The following is a 21227-nucleotide window of genomic DNA, read 5'->3' as shown; positions in this document are numbered from 1 at the left end:
GCAAGCTTTATGAAACTTAAATATATTAATCATAGGAAATTATTAATTGCGGGCATGTTTATCCTTGCCGCGCTTTTAAACGGTTGTAAAAAGGACCTCAACCTGGTTTCGGAAGACAGCATCACCGATGCTACTTTCTGGAAAACAGGCGCAGATTTTAAGCTTGCTGCAAATAATCTGTATAATGGACTTGACCGCTTCGGTTTTGAGGATACCGAATCAGATATTGCTTTTAATTTCCCAAACTCTGTAAGCAACGGAAACCTGCAGCCTGCAGAGTCAGTGGATCTTTGGACCGACAGCTATGGCTATATTCGGTCATCGAACAACATCATTGAAAAAGGATCGGGCAGTACGGATGCAGAAATAAAAAGATATGTGGCAGAAGCCAAATTCTTCAGGGCATGGTACTACTGGAAGTTACTAAGGCTATATGGTGGAGTGCCATTAATTACAAAAGTATTGGCAACTGATGATCCGGCTTTATTTACTCCCAGGTCAAACAGAACGGAAACTGTTGATTTCATTCTTAAAGATTTACAGGAGGCCAAAGCTGATCTGCCTATGCAATCGGCACTCGCTTCTGTTGATGTCGGTAGGATTACCCAAGGCGCAACGATTGCTTTAACTGCACGTGTGGCACTGTTTGAGGGAACATGGGGGAAATTCAGGGCTGATGGCAATGCCACAAAATATATTGATGCTGCGATTGCTGCGTCAAGGGAGATCATGAACAGTGGTACATATGGCCTGTATACAGACAAGGGTATGCAAAGTTATCGTTACTTATTTTTGGAAGATGGCGACGACTCCAGGGAATCGATTTTGGACAGGAGATATGCCCGAAATATCCTGGGACATGACATTCCCTATCAGTATGATGGGAACGGTTATAACCCGACCAGAAAGATGGTGGATCTTTATTTAGATAAGAACGGATTGCCTATCACAGCTCCAGGAACGGTTTTCAAAGGCTATGGCACTTTTGTTTCTGAATTTCAGGATAGGGACCCAAGGATGACCATGACGATGATCATTCCGGGAACGTTGACCAACAGGGTTTTCTTTCCTGTAACTAAAATTGCCAACTGGCCTGATAAGCCGCAACGTAATTTCAATACGGGATATATACTCTATAAATATATGTCGGAAGATCCATTAGCCAATAATTCGGGACAAAATGGAGATGCCAGTATATTTGACTTTGATCGCCACCTTATCCGCTATGCAGAAGTGTTGCTTATTTATGCGGAAGCAGTTTTTGAAAAATCAGGAGCAATAAGTGACGGTGATCTTGATCTTTCGATTAATAAGCTCAGAGATCGTGCAGGTATGCCGCATTTGACCAACACTTTTGTGGCTGCAAATAACCTTAATATGAGAAATGAGATCAGGAGGGAAAGAACTGTTGAACTCACTTTGGAAGGATTCAGGTACGATGACTTGCGCAGATGGAAAACTGCCGAGACTGAATTGCCACAGGATGTTAAAGGAATTAAAATTACTGGTTCTGAATGGGCTGGCAAAACACCATACAGTGATCCGAGCTACCTGAGTAAGGTAGATGCAAATGGTTTTCTGATTGCTGAAAAAAGCCGAAAGTTCGATCCAAATAAGGATTACCTTCAACCGCTTCCGACTAAAGAGGTTGCCTTTTATCAGGCTAATGGCCACAAATTAGAACAAAATCCTGGCTGGTAGGATGACTTTACGCTCGAGCTGGCCGACTATTGTCGGCTGGCTTTTTATACAATAATGATTAAATGAATTAAAAAATAAATTATATGTTCAAAAAAGTGAGTTTATTAAACTTCTTGGTTATCTGCCTAATGTCTTTGGCATTTGGACAACAAGTAAAGAAATCAGCTTCTGGAGGGCTTATGGGCCATCGATTTTTAACCTTTAATACTATAATAAGGGTAAATCAGATTGAAGTATCAAGGGACCGGAGTGTTGGCGAGGATGAGCGGGCTTTACATACGCCTGAAAAAGTTATTGCCTTCAGAAAAGCTGTTGAAGAGGGTTTTCCTGGAGCGAAGATGACCTGGGCATTTAGCTGGCTGGCGCTGAATGACAGCACAGAGAATTATAAAGAAATCCGGAAACTCGTGGTTAGCTATCATCATAAATATGGTGACGAGATAACGTTTATCCCCGGAGCATATTTTGCAAATGCTTATAATACTACTGAGCAAGTAAATAAAGACCTGCATGATGGACTTGCACTTGTAAGCCGGATGGTAGGCAACAGCTACCGCCCGCTTAGTATAGTAGCGGGTTTCCTTTCTGCAAAAAACCAACAATACCTGGCTGAAAAAGAAAATATACATGTTTGCCAGGGCAACATCTGGAGTCAGTTTGCAATTGATAACCAGGATGGTGATGGTTCTGTTAGTTATCCCTTTTATCCTTCAAAAGAGCATTTTTGCAGACCTGCACAACGTAAGAGCGATTTTATTGACGTTGTTAACCTGGACGGGTGGACTGTGGATTTTTTAGCCGCCAGACGACAAGGTTTTGCAGACGGTTTTAACAGCCGTATGGGAGTTGGACCTATAGAAACATTGGGTAAGCACGGAAACGAGATCGGCTTGAAAGAAATGCTTCATGCTACTGCTATCCATTTTGATAAGGGCTTTGAATTGAATGGGTTTGGTTGGGTTACTAATTGCTGGGAATTATCCCTTCCTTATGATGCTACCCGGTTGAAGGATTGGCTAAGCAGTGTAAAAAAACGCTGGCCGGATACAAAAGTGATTACCCAGGGAGAGTTTGGTTTACTATGGAGATCCCATTACAAAAGCAACGATTTCAACTATCGCTTTGTGGAAAAAGGTTCAGGAATCGGTGGTTCGGATGCCAATCTTGAGATTAGTTGGTTTATGAACAAGGATTTTAGGCTGGCATTGCTCAGGGACTGGAAACTTAATAGCCCGAAGCTAGTAATTGACTTTACCCGTTACGATTTGAATGCAAGGGAACCAACTGAAATGACCAGAAAGTGGAGCTTAATGGGTGATATTAATCAAAAACAAACCCGTCCGCAGGATAAACCCGTTCCGTTGAGTAAGCTGCCAGGAAAATCAAATTTGATTATAAAAAAGAAATACCCCAATTTATTAAAAGGGTTGTAATTTAAACATACAGGGTGATAAGACAGAAAGCTAAATTTTCAGAAGTGTTGATATGTAAACACTTCTGAAAAGAAGCCTACCTATCTAACCATTTTTTGAATTCTGCAACTTTGTTCTTGCTGATGATGACCGGTTCGCTGGTCTTAGGATCAGTAACTATTCGCAATTGATTTTTACCGTATACAAAAATAGTTTTGATCGATCTCATGTTGATAATGAACTGTCTGTTTGCTCGGTAGAAGATATCGTTGTCCAACTGCTTCATGAGTTCGTCCAGACTATTATTGGTCGAGAACTGCTTGTTGTCGAAGGTAAATATAAGAACGGTACTCCCGTCTAAAAAGAAATAGGCAATCTCGGAAACATCCAGGTGTATAAGTTCATCTTTATGGTAGGTGATGATCCTTTTCCGGCCGTTGTCCTTTTCTCGTTCAGGTTGCTGAACCAGTATCTGATCCTGCAGTTTTTCCTGTAAGGTGTTGAGCTGCAGGTTGAGCGTACTCAGGCTGTTGATCTTTTCATTGAGGCCTGTAATCTCCTCTTCGAAAGCCTGTTCGTGCCTGCTGTATATCCTTCTGATCAGCAGTAGGCAACACGTAATAATGATCAGAGTACTAAGTAGAAAGCCAATGCTAAACTGCTTGTATAGATCGGAAAGTTCCTGGTGCATTACGTCGATATTTGCGTGGGAAGCCACAATCCAGTCACTGCCTTTTACTGGATACACATTTACGATTTCTGAGCTTCTGTGCTGGTCTTCGGGGAAGTTTCTGACACCTCCGAGCTTTTTCTGAGAACTGATGACCTCACTAAAGGAAATAGAATTCTTTCCTTCGCCCATGTCAAGTCGGGAATTGTTTTGTTCTATTTTTTGCCCTATAAGCGCCGGATTGGGATGGCAAAGTTCGATGCCGTTCTTATCATACATACAGATAAATTCGCTCTGCACGTCGGTATTCTCGATGCTCTGCTGCAGGTTCCGGATCACTTGTGGTTTTTCAATTCCAGTGAGTAGCTGTTGTTCCAGTAATCTGCCAATCTCCCTGCTTTCCCGTTTCCCAGATTCCATTTTGCTGGTCCAAAGTTTGTCACTGGCGACCTGGTAAAGATAGCGGAAAGAGAAAAAACTGATCAGCAACACAGTGGCAGTAACGGTTATGAAAACGTAGATATGCAGTCGGGTCTTATTCATTTGGGATGCTTGATTAAAGTTCACGTGCAAGAGAAGCCAGCAGAAACTATAAATTTGTGTAAGCCGAATGTCCTAAAAATATGGACTTATTCAAAGAGAAAAAATCGGCTTCACCGGCTAATAGTTCCCTTTAACAGGAAAACAGTGGTTCAATCAGCTCGTGGAGAGTAGTTTTGTTTCATCATTATCTAATATAAGTAGTATATGAAACGTAAATGGAAAATTATTATTTGTGTTGCAATTGGCTTAGTATCCCTGCAATTTATAAGGCCAAAAGAGACCACAGGCTCTGCACATGGCGTGGCCAGGCAGTTGGGTGGTGTACCCAGAGAAGTAAATGGAATCTTGCAGACTGCTTGCTTTGACTGTCATTCCAATGAAACCAGGCTACACTGGTATGACAAGATTACTCCTGTGAATTTTCTGGCTGCTTCGCATATCAGAAACGGAAGAAAAGCGCTCGATTTTTCGAATTGGGATTCGCTGGCTACCGCGCAGCAAAGTGCTATGCTTTACTATGCGCTCAATAAGATCTTGTCGGGCGAGATGCCACTGCCAAGCTATACTGCCGTTCATCCCCAGGCTAATATCGGTGAAAATGGGATTAAGACATTAAAACGTTATCTGCTTTCCATTTCCTACGACGCTAAACAAGGGAAAGCTGCGCCAAACAACCCCAAAGAAATTGTGGCTGTGGGTATTGTGCGAGAGCGGAAAGTTAAACCATCTCCCAACGGGATAGCTTATATTCCCGACTATCGAAATTGGAAGGCAATAAGTACCACAGACCGTTTCGACAATGGGACAGTACGTATCATCTTTGCAAATGAAACCGCAGTAAAGGCCCTGCAGTCAAAAAAAACAGATCCATGGCCGGATGGGAGTATTTTTGCGAAGACTGCCTGGAAACAGCAACAAAATGCTGATGGAAGTATTTCTGTCGGGAAATTTGTACAGGTCGAGTTCATGATAAAAGATGCCCGTAAATATGCCAAAACAAAAGGATGGGGCTGGGGAAGATGGAAAGGCGACGATTTGCTGCCTTACGGAAAGACTTTGGATTTTGATACAGAGTGCGTTTCCTGTCATCAACCTCAGCGAGATAATGATTATGTATTTACCAGGCCAATAGACCTGTTCAATTTTAAAAATTAAATGATCATGAAAAGGAAATCAATTATAGGAATGATCTTATTCGGTTTGGCGTTAACATTAGGCTGCAGTTCGGAACGTAACGACAGTTTGAATGATGAAGCCTCAGTTGGATCTGTTCAGGGGCTACCCGAAAATCCCTTACTACTAACCGCTCTCACAACAAGTATTCGTCCTGATAACGGTACCACGTCTACACTTTATGGAAATAAAATAGCCGTACACCATACAAGCACCCAAGAGAATACCTATCCGGCTGGAACGGTTCTGTACAATGTTACATGGAAACAAAAAGCAGATCCCCACTGGTTTGGGGCACGTGTGCCAGGGAAAGTATTTTCGGTTGAGCGTGTTTCGATTGGCCCAAGTGGCGAAATGGTATATGAACTCTATAAGGGGAGCCCCTTAAGGTTGGTACCGGCTTCTGATCACATTCAACGGCTGTCGCAAGTACTATCCATTCAACCAGCCRTAYYKNCCMTRGGTCAGATAGAAACTATAAAATTTCTATTTCTTTCTCTTCAAAGGTCTCAAATATTTGTGCTATGATTATATTTCTTGTAAGATCTGCATTTGAAATATCCTTGCACCAGAAATATATTTTTATGCTGCTGTTTACCTTACTTACAGGGCTGATCATAATTACGGGTTCCTTGTTTACAAAGACGTTGTCATTCTTGGTAATAATATCCCTGATCTGGTGTACTACCTCAGTCGAATTGAAAGGTTTAGCAATAGTTAAAGAAATGTCTATACGCATTTGGTTATTGCTAAGGGTCCAATTGATGATGTTGTTCGATAAAATGGCTCCGTTGGGGATAATAATCTCAGCACCTTCGTCACTAAGCAGCGTACTCGCGCGGACTCCGATTTCTTTAACCCTTCCTTTTTTATTGCTTAGCTCTACAACATCCCCGATGCGGATAGTTTTATCAAAAATCAGGATGATCCCTGATACGAAATTGCTTACGATATTCTGTAAGCCCAGTCCGATACCTACACCAAGGGCGCCAAGGATTACGGTGATTTTGTCAATTGGCAATCCAGATGCTGCAACAGCAATAAGGAATCCTCCAATAAGTAGTACCAATCGGGTAATCAGTAATTTCGAGCGCTCCCCTTTATTGTCTTCGATTCCATCGTCTCCGGTATCTCCAAAGAAGTAAGCAATGTACTTCTGTAAAAAGTTTGCGATCCAAATGATACCTAAAAAGAGTACAATTCCGCCAAAGGTAAAAGAGAAGTTCCCTATAGTTCTTTTTTCATTAAGGATGTCCATTAAGGACTCATATAGACCGTTAAAAATATTAAGATTGGTGGTAAATATTACAAACCAGATAATTGTGGCACCAACACCGGTTAACCTTTTAAGGCCCGCGATAACCGGGTGCCAATCGAAATACTCAGGATAGCCTTTACGGATTCTGCTGCTTTTCATTTGAAGCAAAAAAGCTTCCACTAATACTTTCGCAAGGATAGTTAAGGATATGGCATTTAACAAGGAGTTTACACCTGTTGAATAAAAAATTTGGGTAAGTGTGAAGCGGCCAAAAATATTGCATAAAGTGGCAATGACTGCAAATATGGTATAGATGAATCCTGTAATCAGTATCATCCTATATTTTTTTGCCTGCTCATCTAGTTTCTTCAAAATAGTAATGCCATAGACGGTAGAACTAAGACTAAGGAAAAGAAGGAGCCAGCGTTGATATCTTGGTGGCATGCCCAAAAGACGCAGAAAAACAGGTGCAAGAAGGAGTAGTGCAAATATGCACCATGGGTAAAATAATTTTGATGATAGTTTTTTACGGAAAAATGCTGTCAGCAAAATTGCAAGTAAGATTTGCACCGATTCGATATAAAGTGCTGGAGCCATGAGGTCAAAAATTGGCGCCAGTGTAAAGAGCATGATAAAGGTAATTAGATAGGGTTGAGGACTGAGTAAAGAGAAATCGTCAACTGCTTCCAACCTGTCGCGTTGTTTCATACTTCTGAAATTGAAAAATACCCAGAAAAAGAAAGTAGCGCAAGTAAGGAGCAGTAAAAAGCGGCTGCTGCGGGTGTATACAAAATAATAACCTGATATTTCCTGTTCCCCATTGATAAACTTACGGAATCCAACCCCCCTGGTCTTACCACTTGCTGACTCCCAAAGGTAACGTCGCTCTTTCCCGAAAGCTTTTATACTTACTGCATCAAGCTGGTTATCGGTAAGATACATTAACTCCTTAATGTTTATCAGATTGGCCGATGTTCGCGCCTGCAGGTTATTAATTGACGATGTGGTTGTCTTTAGCAAACTATCCATTACCACACGTTTCTTCTGTAGCTCTGCAAATTGATCTTTAAACATAATGCGCATAGAAGGCAGCGTAAAAAGTTTAATCAGCACGGTGTCTTTGCGTAGGTTAAGAATTTCCGTTTTTAATTCCCTTAACTCTTTTTCGTATTCATCCAGATCCGACAGGCAATCTTTGTTGTTTGTCTGAAGTTCTTTAAGTAAGGTCTGATCCATTTGCAGGTTTTGCAAATTCAGCATTCTTTCACTTTGTGTAAGTCTATTTTTGAGTAAGGCAAGAGCAGCCTCATCTTGTGTTAAATGTGCCGCTATGGGATTTAGTTTCTTAAAAGAACCAACGGTAACGGGAACTTTGTTTACCGTTTCGAATACTTTCTCCAGATGAATCAGATAATCGCCCTTTGTCAAGGTTGCAGAGTCAGAAAGGATAGAAATGTCCTGACCTTTATCCATCGGCTTATTTTTCTGTGCAAAAGTAGGGGTGGAAAAGCACAAGACCATTACCAAAGATATTGTACTGCGAATTGCTATTGAAAAAGGATTTTTTATTGTCATTTGATCCATAGGAAGTATTGAAGATGTATCCAGAATATAAAAATGTTTTGGATTGTCAAAAATAGTTAATACAATTGTGATAATAGGTTAGAAAAAAGAATTCCATACCAAATCCTCATTGTTTTCTGCATCATTACCAATGACTTTTCTAAAAAAATATTTAAGCAAAGTATAGCCGTAACTAGTCGGCATATTGTATATAATATATATTGTATATTTGATCATCATTTAAAATCTGCACCATTGAAAGATAAAATACAATCCGATTCATTAAGCCAGTTAGCTGATCCAACTTATTCCAGGGTACGGGAAAAATTAAGAGAAGATATTCTTTCTGGTTATTTTATTTCGGGAGAAAGGCTTAAGATTGCTGAGTTGGTTGAGCGGTATAAAGTAAGCCAGATGCCGATAAGAGAAGCGTTGCAACAATTGCAGGGTGAAGGATTGCTGATCATTGAACCAAATAAAGGAGCCCATGTCAGAAAAGTTGATCAGCAATTTTTAGAGAATATTTATGAGATCAGACAGCTAATTGAAGTTTATCTTACGGTAAAGTGTATAGAAAACCTAAAGGAAAAGGATCTGAAGCTGCTCAATCAACTGCAAAAAGGTTATGAAACAGCAGCATCAAAGAAGGATTATACCGGCTGTTTACAATTCAATAAAAGGTTCCATTCTGCAATTTATGAATTGGCCAATAATGCCGAAGGTTTGCAAATACTGGAAAAACACTGGCAGCTGATTAATACACTACGCCTTACTTATGGCTTTGGTGTAGAGCGAACAAACGAGGTTATAGAAGAACACCGTGCAATAATCAGCGCTTTGGAAAACAGAAACCCAGTGGAGGTGGAAGCTGCGGCCGCCAGGCATTGTGTTAATGCCAAAGCAGACCTCCTACGCCAGATAGGAGATAAATTAAAATAGTATTTATTCATTTTTAAGGTAAAGTAGTTAAGATGTTGTTAATGAAACGCCAGCTATTTTGTAGTATTTATAATTGTGTGTTTATATATTGTATATTGTATACAATATATTAAATTTGAATTATTATGAAACGCCGCCAACAGAAACTATAAGTACATTTATTATGAAGATCACTGAAATTAAGACCTTTATTTGCCATTCCTACCGAACAAACTGGGTATTTGTGAAAGTAATCACAGATTCTGGTCTTTACGGAGTAGGTGAGGCAACGCTGGAAATGAGGGAATTAACTGTTGTGCAGGCTGTAAATGAACTTAAAAGGTATTTAATAGGTAAAGACCCTCATCATATAGAAGCAATTTGGCACGATTGCTACCGCGATGCCTATTGGCGGGGTGGGGTAGTTTTAATGAGTGCACTTGCTGCAGTTGATATGGCATTATGGGATATCAAAGGTAAAGATTTGGGAGTACCGGTCTATCAGTTACTGGGCGGAAAAGTAAGAGATGCCGTTCCATGTTATGCAAATGGATGGTTTGCCCCGGCTAAAACGCCCGAAGAATTTGCTGAAAAGGCTAAGGAAGCCGTTAAAAAGGGATTTAAAGGTCTTAAATGGGATCCTTTTGGTTCGGCCTATATGAACCTGACCAAAAAAGAATTTGCTTATGCTTTGAAGTGCATTGATGCTGTTACAGACGCTGTTGGAAAAGAAATAGATATTTTAATTGAGGGGCACGGACGATTTAACATGCCAACAGCCATTAGGGTGGCTCATGCCCTGGAAGATTTTGACATTACCTGGTTTGAAGAACCTATTCCACCAGACCATATGGAAGGATTGGCGCAGTTAAGAAAAAAAACTAAAGTTCCGATTGCAGCAGGTGAGCGTCTGTACAGCAGATGGGATTATCGAAGTTTTCTAAACCAGGATTGCGCAGATTTCATTCAGCCTGATGTTAGTCATGCCGGAGGTATCTCTGAACTAAAAAAGATTGCTGCGATGGCGGAGTGTTATTATATCCCTCTTTGCCCTCATAATCCTAGCGGACCGGTAGCAAATGCAGCAACGTTGCATATCGCAGCTTCTACGCCTAATTTTCATTTTATGGAAACGATGAGTAGTGATGTACCTTACCGAAACAAAATAAGTACTGAAAAAATTGAATTTACAAATGGAATGATGCAAATTAACGATATGCCCGGTCTTGGAATAGACATTAATGAAGAAGCGATCAAAGAATATGCATATGAGCCAAGAGACTTAAGGCATTACAATGGTAAGCTTACTGAAATAAGACCGCAAGATGCCGTCGGCTATTTTGTTAAATGATTTTTTAGAATGAAAAATGATCAGATATAACGCTCCTCATAGCTTAAAATCCAAATCCTTTAATTGGGAGTTGATTATTCTGCTATGGCTGGTCTTTTTCTTTAATCAGGCAGACCGACAGGTATTTAATGTGATCCTGCCGCAAATTAAAATAAGTCTGCAGCTTACAGATGCTGAATTGGGTATGATCGCTTCAGTATTTATTTGGGCGATAGGATTATGTGTGCCTTTAAGCGGATATATTGGTGATGTTTTCAGTAAGAAAAAAGTGATCATTTTTAGTCTGCTGTTATGGAGTGTTGCTACCTTTTTTACCGGATTCAGTGCAGGACTGATCCATCTGGTAATACTGAGGGGAATTGTGGGGAGCAGCGAATCTTTTTATGCCCCGGCCGCCAACGCACTTATAGGAGACACCTATAAGGATAAAACAGGTTTTGCTATGGCCATACATCAGACAGCGCTTTATGCTGGAATTATCATGAGCGGACTGATTGGCGCATTGATAGCAGAAAGGTTTGGGTGGAGTGTGGCTTTTTACATTTTCGGAGGAATAGGAATTGTACTCTCCATTGTACTTGTTGTAAGGTTTAAAAAAGATATTTTACCTGATACTGATTCGCTGGTAATCAAGAAAAAGGTGACCGTGTTTGACGGCTTAAAAGGACTATTTCAAAAGAAAACAGCAGTATTGCTGACTATGGCATTTGCCTGTATGATATTCGTGAATGTGGGTTACCTAACCTGGGCGCCAACATTTTTACATGAAAAATACAAGCTCTCTCTAGCAAACGCCGGCTTTTCCTCCATGTTTTATCATCATGTTTTTGCATTTTTTGGGGTGCTGGCCGGCGGGCGCTTTTCAGACTACCTGGCGAAGAGGAACGTTGCTTCAAGATTAAAATTGCAGGCATTTGGATTGCTGGTTGGCAGTCCTTTTATTTATCTGCTGGGCTCAACAAATGAGTTGATTTGGGTGTATGCGGGTATGGGGCTTTTTGGCTTTTTCAGAGGCATTTACGACGCTAATATTTACGCATCACTATTTTTGGTCACTGCCCCCGGAGTAAGGGCATCTGTTTCAGGCGCAATGATTATGTTTGCTTTTTTAATAGGCGCTTTTGCACCATGGATCTTAGGGACGATAAAACCTACATTAGGATTGTCTAGTGGTCTATCAGCGCTATCCCTTGTTTATTTGCTGGGGAGCATTTTTATTTTTATTGCGTTAAGATTTACCCTGGCTAAAGAAATACATGTGGATGCAGAGGCAACATAAATTTAAATGGTACCATCATGAGTGAATTAACTGGGAAAACTGCATTGATAACCGGTTCTTTAAGGGGCATTGGCAAAAGTATAGCCCTAACCCTGGCAGAAAAGGGGGCAGATATTATACTTAATGACCTGGCTGAAAGTAAGGACCTGGAAGAAATAGTGAACAGCGTAAGGGCTTTTAACCGCCAGGTATTCTTTAAAGCTGCGGATGTAAGTATAGAAAAAGATGTGGAAGCACTCTTTTCATTTGTTAAACACAGCACGGGTAAACTAGATATCCTGGTCAATAATGCAGGAACATCTCAAACCCAAGATATTTTTGACACCAGTCTTGATGATTGGGAACATGTTTTAGGAACCAACCTCACCAGTTGTTTTTTATGCGCCAAGTATGCTATGCAAATCATGCGAGAACAGCAGGATGGGAGGGTCATTAATATTAGTTCAGTGGTTGGGCAGCAGGGAGCTCTATATGGCCATGTACATTATTCAGCCAGTAAAAGTGCAATTTTAGGACTAACAAAAACACTTGCCAGAACGGGTGCCCCATTAGGAATCAGGGTAAATTGCATTGCCCCGGGTATCATTGAAACCGATTTACTTACCCAAACGCATGGAAATGAAGGGATTGCAAGAATTGCTGAGAGTGTACCTTTGGGGATAGGACAGCCACGTGATATTGGCTTGGCAGTAGCTTTCCTTGCAGGTGAAGGTGGTAATTATATTACGGGAGCAACCATTGATATTAATGGGGGGCTTTATTTCCGTTGAGACTTTTTTTATCTAAATGGTGTTATATCTATTTGATTATTGATATAGTCATCTTTTTTTAGTCGTTTTATTGCAGTATTTGTATTAATATAATTATATATTGTATACAATATATAATTATATTAAGTTTGTATATGAGTCTGTAATTCTTGCCGGATCAGACATAGGATTGATTTTACACTAACCAAATATAATATGTTAACCAAACCACTAAATCTTTGTGGGACCATTACTTTCAGCGTAATTTTTACCTGGATATTGGTAATGGCTTTGCCATCGGCTGGAAATGCACAAAGCAAAAACATTGCAGGTAAAGTAACCTCGTCTGACAATGAACCGCTTTTCGGTGTCACCGTATTTGAAAAAGGCACTAAAACCGGAGCCACTACCGATGCTGATGGGAAATTTGTAATTACAGTTTCAAATGCAAATGCCACCTTGTCCTTCAGATACGTTGGTTACCAATCAAGGGATATTCCTTTAAACGGCAAGAACGTTATCAACCTTGCCCTTAAAAGTCTTGACAATGCATTGAATGAGATTGTAGTGATTGGCTATGGTGCAACCGCACGAAAAGACCTCACCGGATCTGTGGGCCAGGTAAAAATGGATGAATTTGAGAAGGCACCGGTAAAATCATTTGACGAGGCTCTGGCCGGAAGAGTTGCTGGTGTTCAGGTTTCAGGCGCCGACGGACAGCCCGGGTCAATCAATAATATTGTGATAAGGGGAGCAGGCTCAATCACACAAGACACTTCACCATTATATGTTGTAGATGGTTTTCCATTAGAAGATGCAAACAATAATTCCATAAATCCGGCTGATATTGCCTCTATTGATATTTTAAAAGATGCATCGGCCACAGCCATCTATGGAGCAAGAGGAGCAAATGGAGTGATCATAATTACCACCAAAAGAGGAAATATAGGTGAGCCGGTGATTGCTTATAATGGTTACTATGGTTTTCAGAAAAATACAAAAACCATCGATTTAATGAGTCCCTATGAATTTGTAAAATATCAGTTAGAGCTTGATCCGGCAAATACGAACACAACCTATTTTGCCGATGGGAAAACACTTGACGACTATAAAAATGTAAAGGGGATTAATTTTCAGGATCAGATTTACAGAAATGCCCCCATGCAGAGTCATGATATCTCAATAAGGGGCGGGTCTGATAAAACACGTTATTCSMTCNTCMGRYMWYAKCWKKRRYMANGKRTKKTRTSRKWYYMRNCYCCKWWTTSAGANNTNAYCAKGRMNCNGMATSRSNGCNTTKMTSWAAATSTNAWAYYAAAAATTAAAAATTGGAGTTAACCTAAATTATAGTTACAGTGCATCTAACGGAAGTATAGTTAATGCTGCTTCACCCATACAATCTGCCAGTACTAATCTGCTTTATGCAGTATGGGGCTATCGTCCTGTAAGTGGAAACGACAATAATCTTGATGATGAATTGTTTGATCCGGGCTTTGACTATAATGTAATTGCTGATTATAGGGTTAATCCCGTGATTTCTGCTAAAAATGAACTTCGGCGCCGTCTAACTACAGGATTAATTGCGAATGGCTATGCCGAATACAAAATTATTCCTTCCCTAACCCTAAGAGTTACAGGCGGCATTACAAATAACATGCAGAGAGATGAGGCCTTTAATAACTCCCAGACCCAGCTAGGTAATCCGCGCAATTCAAGTGGTGTGAACGGATCAGTTTATTACAATCCCTCTACCATTTGGCTGAATGAAAATACCTTAAGTTATAAAAGGGTTTTTAATAAAGTGCATGATTTTACCATACTGGCAGGGTATACCATGCAAGGAAATAAGACGGGAAGAAACGGCTTTGCCGCCCTCAATGTGCCTAATGAATCATTAGGTCTTGATGGTTTAGATGAATCTCCTTCCCTGATCGGTACTTCATTAAGTTCCAGGTGGGGCCTTTTATCGTACCTCGGGCGCATAAATTATAGCTATAAATCAAAATACTACTTTACTGCGTCTTTCCGTTCCGATGGGTCTTCAAAATTTGCCCAGGGGAAGCGCTGGGGGTACTTTCCTTCTGGTGCATTATCATGGCGCATGAGCGCTGAGGAGTTTATGAAGAAATTAACATTTGTGTCTGATGCTAAACTCCGTATAAGTTATGGCGAGACAGGTAACAACAGGGTTGCCGACTTTTCTTATCTCGATCAGATCACGCAACCAAATTCAGCAGGTTATTCCTACGGCAATGGCTCTCCTTCTAAAGGGGCTATCTTAAGTGCTTTTGGAAATGCCAACTTAAAATGGGAAACTACAAAACAAGTCAATATTGGCTACGATTTAAGCCTCTTTAAACAACGTGTAAATCTAACTCTTGACATTTACAGAAAAACAACACATGATCTGTTATTGCAGGCGCTTTTGCCTTATACCACCGGATTATCCGATGCTTATAAAAACGTAGGGAAAATGCAAAATCAAGGTCTTGAAATCTCATTGAACACGGTTAATATTCATGGAAAGGAATTTAACTGGAGTTCAAGTTTTAACATCAGTTTCAATAGAAACAAAGTGCTCGCACTTTCTGAGAACCAAACTTCTTTAAAAAGTCCGGTAAGTTTTGATCAAAAATGGAATGCACTTTCTCCCTACATAGCCCTTCTTGGACAACCAGTAGGTCAATTTTATGGTGCAATTTGGGATGGAGTTTATCAATATGAAGATTTTGATAAGAGCCCTCAAGGCGTTTATACGCTTAAAGATAATATTCCTAGAAATGGAAATCCAACGGTGCAACCTGGCGATATCAAGTATAAAGATCTTGATGGCGATGGAAATGTTAATGCAAACGACTTTACGGTAGTTGGGCGTGGTCTACCTAAGCATACAGGTGGTTTATCAAATAATTTTTCGTACAAAGGGTTTGATCTGAATGTATTTCTTCAATGGTCTTACGGAAACGATATCATCAACGCTAACCGTATGCTATTTGATGGCAATGGAAAACAATCCAGGTTTTTTAACCAGTACGCAAGCTATGCCAATAGATGGCAGCCAGATAATCCAAGCAATACTTTGTTTCGTACTGGAGGGCAGGGGCCATTTTATTACTCAAGCAGGGTAGTTGAAGATGGTTCTTACCTCCGGTTAAAAACGATATCACTGGGCTATAATTTTCCTGCAAGAATATTCGAAAAAGCTCAGTTTAAAAGCTTAAGGATTTACGCTTCTGCCCAGAATATCGCAACGTGGACAAATTATTCAGGCCCGGATCCCGAAGTGTCTGTCCGAAATTCAACACTTACCCCCGGATTCGATTTTTCTGCTTATCCCCTTGCAAGTACACTCATATTCGGCTTAAACCTATCATTCTAACTGATCTATTATAAAAGTATGAAACTGATAAAATATTTTTACCTCACCATGCTGGTGGCAGCAGCTACTTCCTGCCAGAAAGTGCTGGATACCAACCCTACGGATTTTATTAATCCAGACGCTTATTACAAAACCCCAGAGCAGTTACAAAGTGCCCTCAATGGCATATACAATTCATTGGGCACTCAGGAAGTTTATGGGAATAATTATTTATATATGTTCAATACCAATACTGATGAATCTTATGGTAGAACAGTGGAACTTACAACGTCCTATCAGTATGATGCAGCAGACCCCAAAAATGAATTGTTCTGGAAAGGCCTGTATATGGGTATTGAAAGGGCCAATTTATTGCTTTCGAAAGTAGACAATGTAACTATGGATCAAACCGCGAAAGATGTGATCAAGGGACAAACATTGTTTCTGCGCGGCTTTCAATATTTTATGCTGGTGAGCAATTACGGCGATGTTCCATTGATTCTTACCCCAACTAAATCAGTAACAGAGGTTAATGTTGCAAGGACACCAATGAAAGATGTCTATGCGCAGATAACAAAGGATATGATTGATGCGGAGGCTCTATTGCAAATGCAAACGGCTACTGTTCTGGGTTTAGGGGGAAAGGTTACACGAACCGCAGTTCAGGGGATGCTGGCCAGGGTATACCTTTATATGGCAGGCTTTCCGTTAAAGGATACAGAAAAATATAAAGATGCACTGTTGTGGGCTAATAAGGTTGTTAATCCTACAGGGAATGCGCCTGAACATGCCCTGAACGCCGATTATAGAGACGTCTTTATTAAATATGCCAGGGAGCAGTATGATGTAAAAGAAAGCATGTGGGAATTGGAGTTCTGGGGTAACAATACCGGAGGTGTTAACCTGGGAAACACTTATACCGGGCGCTTTTGCGGGATTACCTGCAACGATGCGAATAAGGGATTCAGTTCCGGTTCGGTAAATGCGACCAGAAAATTATATAATTCTTATGAAATCAATCCTTTAAGTACAATCACACCAAATAAAACTTCTTTTGATTGGAGAAGAGATTGGAATTGCGCCAATTATACCTGGGGAACTGGAGCAGTAGCTAAAAAGACCAACGTGACCAACACCTGGCTTATGAATGCCGGAAAGTGGCGCAGAGAGTATGAAGTGGTTAATCCTAAAGATAAGAACTATACCTCACAGAATTTTGCTTTCCTGCGTTATTCAGACGTTTTGCTTATGCTTGCTGAAGCAGAAAATGAGGTTAACGGCCCTGCTAATGCTTATCAATATGTGAATGTGGTTCGTAAAAGAGCCTACGGCATATTATATGGAAATGTAATTAAACACATTGCTGTAACCAGTGGTGGCTCAGGTTATACCAGTGCACCGGAAGTAACAATTAACGGAGGTGGTGGCAGTGGAGCTACCGCTGAGGCAACTATCTCTGGCGGTTCAGTTACCGGGATTATCATTACTTCACCGGGAACATTAACGGTAGGAGGTCCTTATTATACTTCAACACCAACAGTTACCCTTACCGGTGGTGGTGGAACAGGGGCTAGTGCTGTGGCAACAATTACCGAATCTGACGACGCCGACCTTTCTGCATTGCAAATTTCAAGTAAATCGGAGCTTTTAGCCGCAATAAAAGAAGAAAGATCAAGAGAGTTGTGTTTTGAAGGATTAAGGAGGAATGATCTGATCCGCTGGGGTAAATTTGTAGAGGACATGAAGAGCTTTCTGGCATATGCCAATGCAAATGCAGGGACTGCAACTAACATTACTACTGCCGCTACCAAGGTTTCGGCCCGAAACATTTTTATGCCAATTCCTATTCATGATATTCAACTGAATAATTTACTCATACAGAACTCGGGGTATTAATTTTTAAAGCTATGAGATGTGTTTATAGAGTAATTATCACAGGGCTAATTATCTGCTTGTTCCCAATGGGAGCAAGTAAAGTAAACGCCCAAAGCCTTAAAAATGCCATTTATGATAACTCAAAGCCTATTGTACAGGTTCAGCCGCTGGATATGCAAAGAGTTGAACAAATTGCGGCTATGCTACCCGATAAGCCTTCCGGATTCGGAGATAATTACAAAAACAGGAAAGCCTGGGATATGCTTTTTAAAAGCGGGAAGTATAACAGCGTAATCAGTAGTGCCGACAGCTCACTGAATTTGTCATTTCCGGCCTGGAGTGACGACGATTATTTGGCATACTGGACTAAAGGAACTTCTATTCCAGGTAAAAATATGCTGCAAAAACGCCTCTTATGGCTAACCTGGTATGTATTTGCAGAATGCCTTACGGATAAAGGAAAATATACAAAAGCCGCAGAAAATGCATTGCTCGAGCTGTGTCGTCAAAAATCGTGGGTAAACCCCACACATGATTACAACAGGGTAAATTTTGAGGGTAAAAAATACTTGGTAGAGTTATCGGCGGTAAGTTATGCACAGCACATTGCACAGACGCTATATCTGCTGGATGATAAGATCGATCAAAAAGTTAAAGAAGAAGCGATCAAGGCTGTGCAGAAGCGGGTATTTAATCCTGTATTGAATTCAGTTGCAACAGGAAATAATGAAAATTTCTTTTTAACAACCACCAATAACTTTAATGCAGTATGCCTTTCCGGGACAGTTGGGGCTGCTGAGACAATGATCGAGGATAAGACTGAAAGAGCAAAATTTATCGCCATTGCGGAGCGCTATCACAAAAATGGAATTCAGGGCTTTCTGCCCGACGGATATTGTACAGAAGGACTGGGCTATTATAACTACGGTTTTGGACATTTTGCTCTGTTACGTGAAACAGTTTATAAAAGTACAAGTGGAAAAATTGACCTGTTTGCCGATCCAAAAGTGAAACTGATGGCCGAATTTCTTCCCAAAACTGTAATTATCCATGGTGTTTTTCCATCAATTGGCGATTGTCGGCCATATACCCAGCCCTCGCCCTTTATTCTCTTTTATGTAAACAGGAACTTGGGGGTTGATATTTCAGAGTTTAAGAATGTGGTTTTTCCAGATCGTCCCGTGGACCTGGCAACTAGTATCCTTTCTGTTTTTCCGGAAAAGGTATCTGCGAAGGAACTTCCGGTCAAAGAATCAGAATCTGACCTGCGATCTTATTTTGATCAGGCGGGTGTACTCACTGTTCGCCCAGGTGCAGTGTCCGAGATGGATATGGGGGTGGCAATAAAAGGGGGCAACAATAATGAACATCATAATCATAACGATGTTGGATCTTTCTCTATTGTAGTAGGAGATGAGGTTTTAATGGGTGATCCGGGGATTGTCCCATATACATCAAAAACATTTGGACCAGAAAGGTATTCTTACAAAACCATTGCTTCTTATGGGCATCCGGTGCCGCTCATCGCCGGTCAGCAGCAAATACCAGGGGCTGCAGCAAAAGGGAATGTCCTGGGCACCAGCTTCACTAATGAACAGGATAAACTGGTTATGGATATTGCCTGTGCCTACCCGGTAAAAGAACTCAAAAAACTGGAACGTGAATTTATCTATAACCGCAAACATGATGGTTTTTTTAGCGTAGCAGACCATTTTGCATTTAGTGAGGATCAGAGTTATGAAACCGCCCTGATTACCAGAGGACGTTGGAAGCAGATCGATGCCAATCAAATCGAAATTACCGGTAAAAAAGATAAGTTATTCATTACCATAGTAACTAATGAAGCGTTTGAAATTAAAAGTGAGGAACTTTCTGAGGGCGGAAAGCCGTATACCAGACTGGCCTTGCGTTTTAAAAAACCAGTAAAGGAGGGAACTGTTTTGATGATTTTTAAACCTTATAAGTAAAAAAGTATGCCGTTATTTTCACCGAGGTTAAGGGCAGTATTTATTATCCTGTTCATTTCTACATCATTTGGATTTGCCCAGCAAAACAACAAAAGCTTTTTTCCAGACGGAAGCAGGGTATGTTTTATAGGAAATAGCATTACCAACAACGGGGAATACTACAATGACCTTTGGATCTATTATGCCACACGGTTCCCGGCTGAAAAAATACGCTTTTACAATTGCGGAATATCCGGCGATGTTGCAACGGGAATTTTAAAAAGAATGGATAAAGATGTGCTCATCCATCGACCAACTCATGCGGTAATGATGATAGGCATGAATGATGTAAAACGGGAACTTTATGGTAAAGCAAATTCTAATGAACTCCTAAAGCAACAGGCATTGGCAGCATATAGGAGCAACACTGAGGCCGCGGTAAAAATTTTAAAAAAGAATGTAGAGGCTGTTACGCTGCTTAAACCATCTATTTATGACCAGACCGCAGTTATGGAAACAGAAAACCTATATGGTGTAAACGATGCTTTACAACGTTGCGCAGAACATATGCAATTTTTGTCTGAAAAGTATCATACCAGCCTGGTCGATTTTCAATCAATATTGCTCCACATCAATAGAGAAGAGCAGTTAAAGGACCCTGCTTTTACCATCATCGGCAAAGATCGGGTGCACCCCCAGTCGGCAGGACATTTTGTAATGGCCTATCAGTTCCTGAAGGACACAAATTCGCCCCAATATGTATCTAAGCTGATTATAGGAGATGATTTAAAAGCATCGCAAGAGGGTAGTTTTAATGCAGAAATAAGAAAACAATCAAATACAGACAGCTTATTAACTTTTGAATGTCTGGAGAAAAGCCTGCCCTTTCCGATTAAGGAGCCTGCTGCCAATGTCCTCAAATGGATTTCCTTTAATGAAGAATTTAATACAGAATTATTGCAGGTAAAAAAAATATTGCCGGGGAACTACCATCTTTTTATTGATGATACTTTTATTGCAGGAGTTACTGCCAAGGATCTCTCTGTAGGGATTAACCTTGCCTTATACAAAAATACACCCCAATACCGGCAAGCTCTAACAGTAATGAATACCTGCATAAAATATAGGGATGTGGAGGCAGTAATTCGTAATCTCCGCTTTGTTGAATTTATGCATCTTTCTGAACTTAAAGATTTATCAGATACAACTCTGGTGGCTGGATATCTTAAAAACCGACTGGAAACTTTAAAAAGTGGCGGGCATTATGAATATCACCAGAAACAATTTAAGAATTACTTGCTGAAAAAGCGTTCGGAAACAGAAGCCCTCAGACAATTGTCTGTACTTGCCGAAACTATTTATCAGGTAAATCAGCCACAAGTACATGTTTTTGAAATTGTTAAACAGTAGTAAATAAAAGAAAGCTTGATT

General features: G+C 40.5%; 12 protein-coding genes and 3 pseudogenes. 13 read left to right on the top strand and 2 right to left on the bottom strand.

Going from position 1 to position 21227, the window contains the following annotated elements; all coding sequences use genetic code 11:
- Positions 1–9 precede the first annotated feature (9 nt).
- Both N824_RS00680 and N824_RS00675 read left to right on the top strand, forming a co-directional pair.
- Entirely contained in the window at positions 10–1701 is a 1692-nt protein-coding gene (locus N824_RS00680) for a RagB/SusD family nutrient uptake outer membrane protein (RefSeq protein WP_048903204.1), read from the top strand.
- A 128-nt stretch (positions 1702–1829) separates the two neighbouring features.
- Positions 1830–3134: a DUF3863 domain-containing protein gene (locus N824_RS00675; RefSeq protein WP_200869781.1), complete on the top strand. Its 1305-nt coding sequence runs from the start codon at positions 1830–1832 to the stop codon at positions 3132–3134.
- A gap of 76 nt (positions 3135–3210) precedes the next feature.
- Here N824_RS00675 and N824_RS00670 read toward each other — a convergent pair whose 3' ends face one another.
- The gene (locus N824_RS00670; protein ID WP_048903202.1) at positions 3211–4326 is read right to left on the bottom strand and encodes a LytTR family transcriptional regulator DNA-binding domain-containing protein; all 1116 of its coding nucleotides are present in this window, start codon (positions 4324–4326) and stop codon (positions 3211–3213) included.
- Between the two features lie 204 nt (positions 4327–4530).
- Between N824_RS00670 and N824_RS00665 the strand changes: the two genes are divergently transcribed.
- Together N824_RS00665 and N824_RS38150 are read left to right on the top strand one after the other, a co-directional pair.
- Positions 4531–5481: a cytochrome P460 family protein gene (locus tag N824_RS00665; protein WP_048903201.1), complete on the top strand. Its 951-nt coding sequence runs from the start codon at positions 4531–4533 to the stop codon at positions 5479–5481.
- Positions 5482–5487: 6 nt separating this feature from the next.
- Positions 5488–6027, top strand: a pseudogene (locus N824_RS38150) (cytochrome P460 family protein).
- Here N824_RS38150 and N824_RS00655 read toward each other — a convergent pair.
- Positions 5975–8332 carry a mechanosensitive ion channel family protein gene (locus N824_RS00655; RefSeq protein WP_235206949.1) on the bottom strand — a complete coding sequence of 786 codons (2358 nt, stop codon included), beginning with the start codon at positions 8330–8332 and terminating at the stop codon, positions 5975–5977. The pseudogene N824_RS38150 and the gene N824_RS00655 sit on opposite strands and share 53 nt — an antisense overlap.
- A gap of 243 nt (positions 8333–8575) precedes the next feature.
- Between N824_RS00655 and N824_RS00650 the strand changes: the two genes are divergently transcribed.
- The 9 genes and pseudogenes from N824_RS00650 (at position 8576) to N824_RS00610 (ending at position 21206) form a co-directional block, all read left to right on the top strand.
- Complete coding sequence (locus tag N824_RS00650; RefSeq protein WP_048903199.1) at positions 8576–9259, top strand: GntR family transcriptional regulator; 684 nt, start codon at positions 8576–8578, stop codon at positions 9257–9259.
- Between the two features lie 163 nt (positions 9260–9422).
- A complete protein-coding gene (gene dgoD, locus N824_RS00645) occupies positions 9423–10589 on the top strand; it encodes a galactonate dehydratase (RefSeq protein WP_048903338.1) in 1167 nt (388 codons plus the stop codon).
- A 16-nt stretch (positions 10590–10605) separates the two neighbouring features.
- The gene (locus N824_RS00640; RefSeq protein WP_048903198.1) at positions 10606–11868 is read left to right on the top strand and encodes an MFS transporter; all 1263 of its coding nucleotides are present in this window, start codon (positions 10606–10608) and stop codon (positions 11866–11868) included.
- A 17-nt stretch (positions 11869–11885) separates the two neighbouring features.
- Positions 11886–12638 carry an SDR family NAD(P)-dependent oxidoreductase gene (locus N824_RS00635; protein WP_048903197.1) on the top strand — a complete coding sequence of 251 codons (753 nt, stop codon included), beginning with the start codon at positions 11886–11888 and terminating at the stop codon, positions 12636–12638.
- Between the two features lie 195 nt (positions 12639–12833).
- Positions 12834–13955, top strand: a pseudogene (locus N824_RS00630) (TonB-dependent receptor plug domain-containing protein).
- Positions 13906–15996, top strand: a pseudogene (locus N824_RS00625) (SusC/RagA family TonB-linked outer membrane protein). Before N824_RS00630 ends, N824_RS00625 begins: the two co-directional pseudogenes overlap by 50 nt.
- A gap of 18 nt (positions 15997–16014) precedes the next feature.
- Positions 16015–17871, top strand: coding sequence for a RagB/SusD family nutrient uptake outer membrane protein (locus N824_RS00620; protein WP_048903195.1), 1857 nt, complete (start codon positions 16015–16017; stop codon positions 17869–17871).
- Between the two features lie 11 nt (positions 17872–17882).
- Positions 17883–19817: a heparinase II/III family protein gene (locus tag N824_RS00615; protein WP_152541954.1), complete on the top strand. Its 1935-nt coding sequence runs from the start codon at positions 17883–17885 to the stop codon at positions 19815–19817.
- Between the two features lie 6 nt (positions 19818–19823).
- Entirely contained in the window at positions 19824–21206 is a 1383-nt protein-coding gene (locus N824_RS00610) for an SGNH/GDSL hydrolase family protein (protein ID WP_048903193.1), read from the top strand.
- Positions 21207–21227: the final 21 nt, after the last annotated feature.

It is taken from the genome of Pedobacter sp. V48, from assembly GCF_000523515.1.
GTDB lineage: Bacteria > Bacteroidota > Bacteroidia > Sphingobacteriales > Sphingobacteriaceae > Pedobacter.
This window is presented reverse-complemented; position numbering and strand designations above follow the sequence as displayed.

Coding starts and splice junctions, on each gene's coding strand:
- N824_RS00680 (WP_048903204.1), top strand. CDS start 10: ATGAAACTTAAATATATTAATCATAGGAAATTATTAATTGCGGGCATG.
- N824_RS00675 (WP_200869781.1), top strand. CDS start 1,830: ATGTCTTTGGCATTTGGACAACAAGTAAAGAAATCAGCTTCTGGAGGG.
- N824_RS00670 (WP_048903202.1), bottom strand. CDS start 4,326: ATGAATAAGACCCGACTGCATATCTACGTTTTCATAACCGTTACTGCC.
- N824_RS00665 (WP_048903201.1), top strand. CDS start 4,531: ATGAAACGTAAATGGAAAATTATTATTTGTGTTGCAATTGGCTTAGTA.
- N824_RS00655 (WP_235206949.1), bottom strand. CDS start 8,332: ATGACAATAAAAAATCCTTTTTCAATAGCAATTCGCAGTACAATATCT.
- dgoD (WP_048903338.1), top strand. CDS start 9,423: ATGAAGATCACTGAAATTAAGACCTTTATTTGCCATTCCTACCGAACA.
- N824_RS00640 (WP_048903198.1), top strand. CDS start 10,606: ATGATCAGATATAACGCTCCTCATAGCTTAAAATCCAAATCCTTTAAT.
- N824_RS00635 (WP_048903197.1), top strand. CDS start 11,886: ATGAGTGAATTAACTGGGAAAACTGCATTGATAACCGGTTCTTTAAGG.
- N824_RS00620 (WP_048903195.1), top strand. CDS start 16,015: ATGAAACTGATAAAATATTTTTACCTCACCATGCTGGTGGCAGCAGCT.
- N824_RS00615 (WP_152541954.1), top strand. CDS start 17,883: ATGAGATGTGTTTATAGAGTAATTATCACAGGGCTAATTATCTGCTTG.
- N824_RS00610 (WP_048903193.1), top strand. CDS start 19,824: ATGCCGTTATTTTCACCGAGGTTAAGGGCAGTATTTATTATCCTGTTC.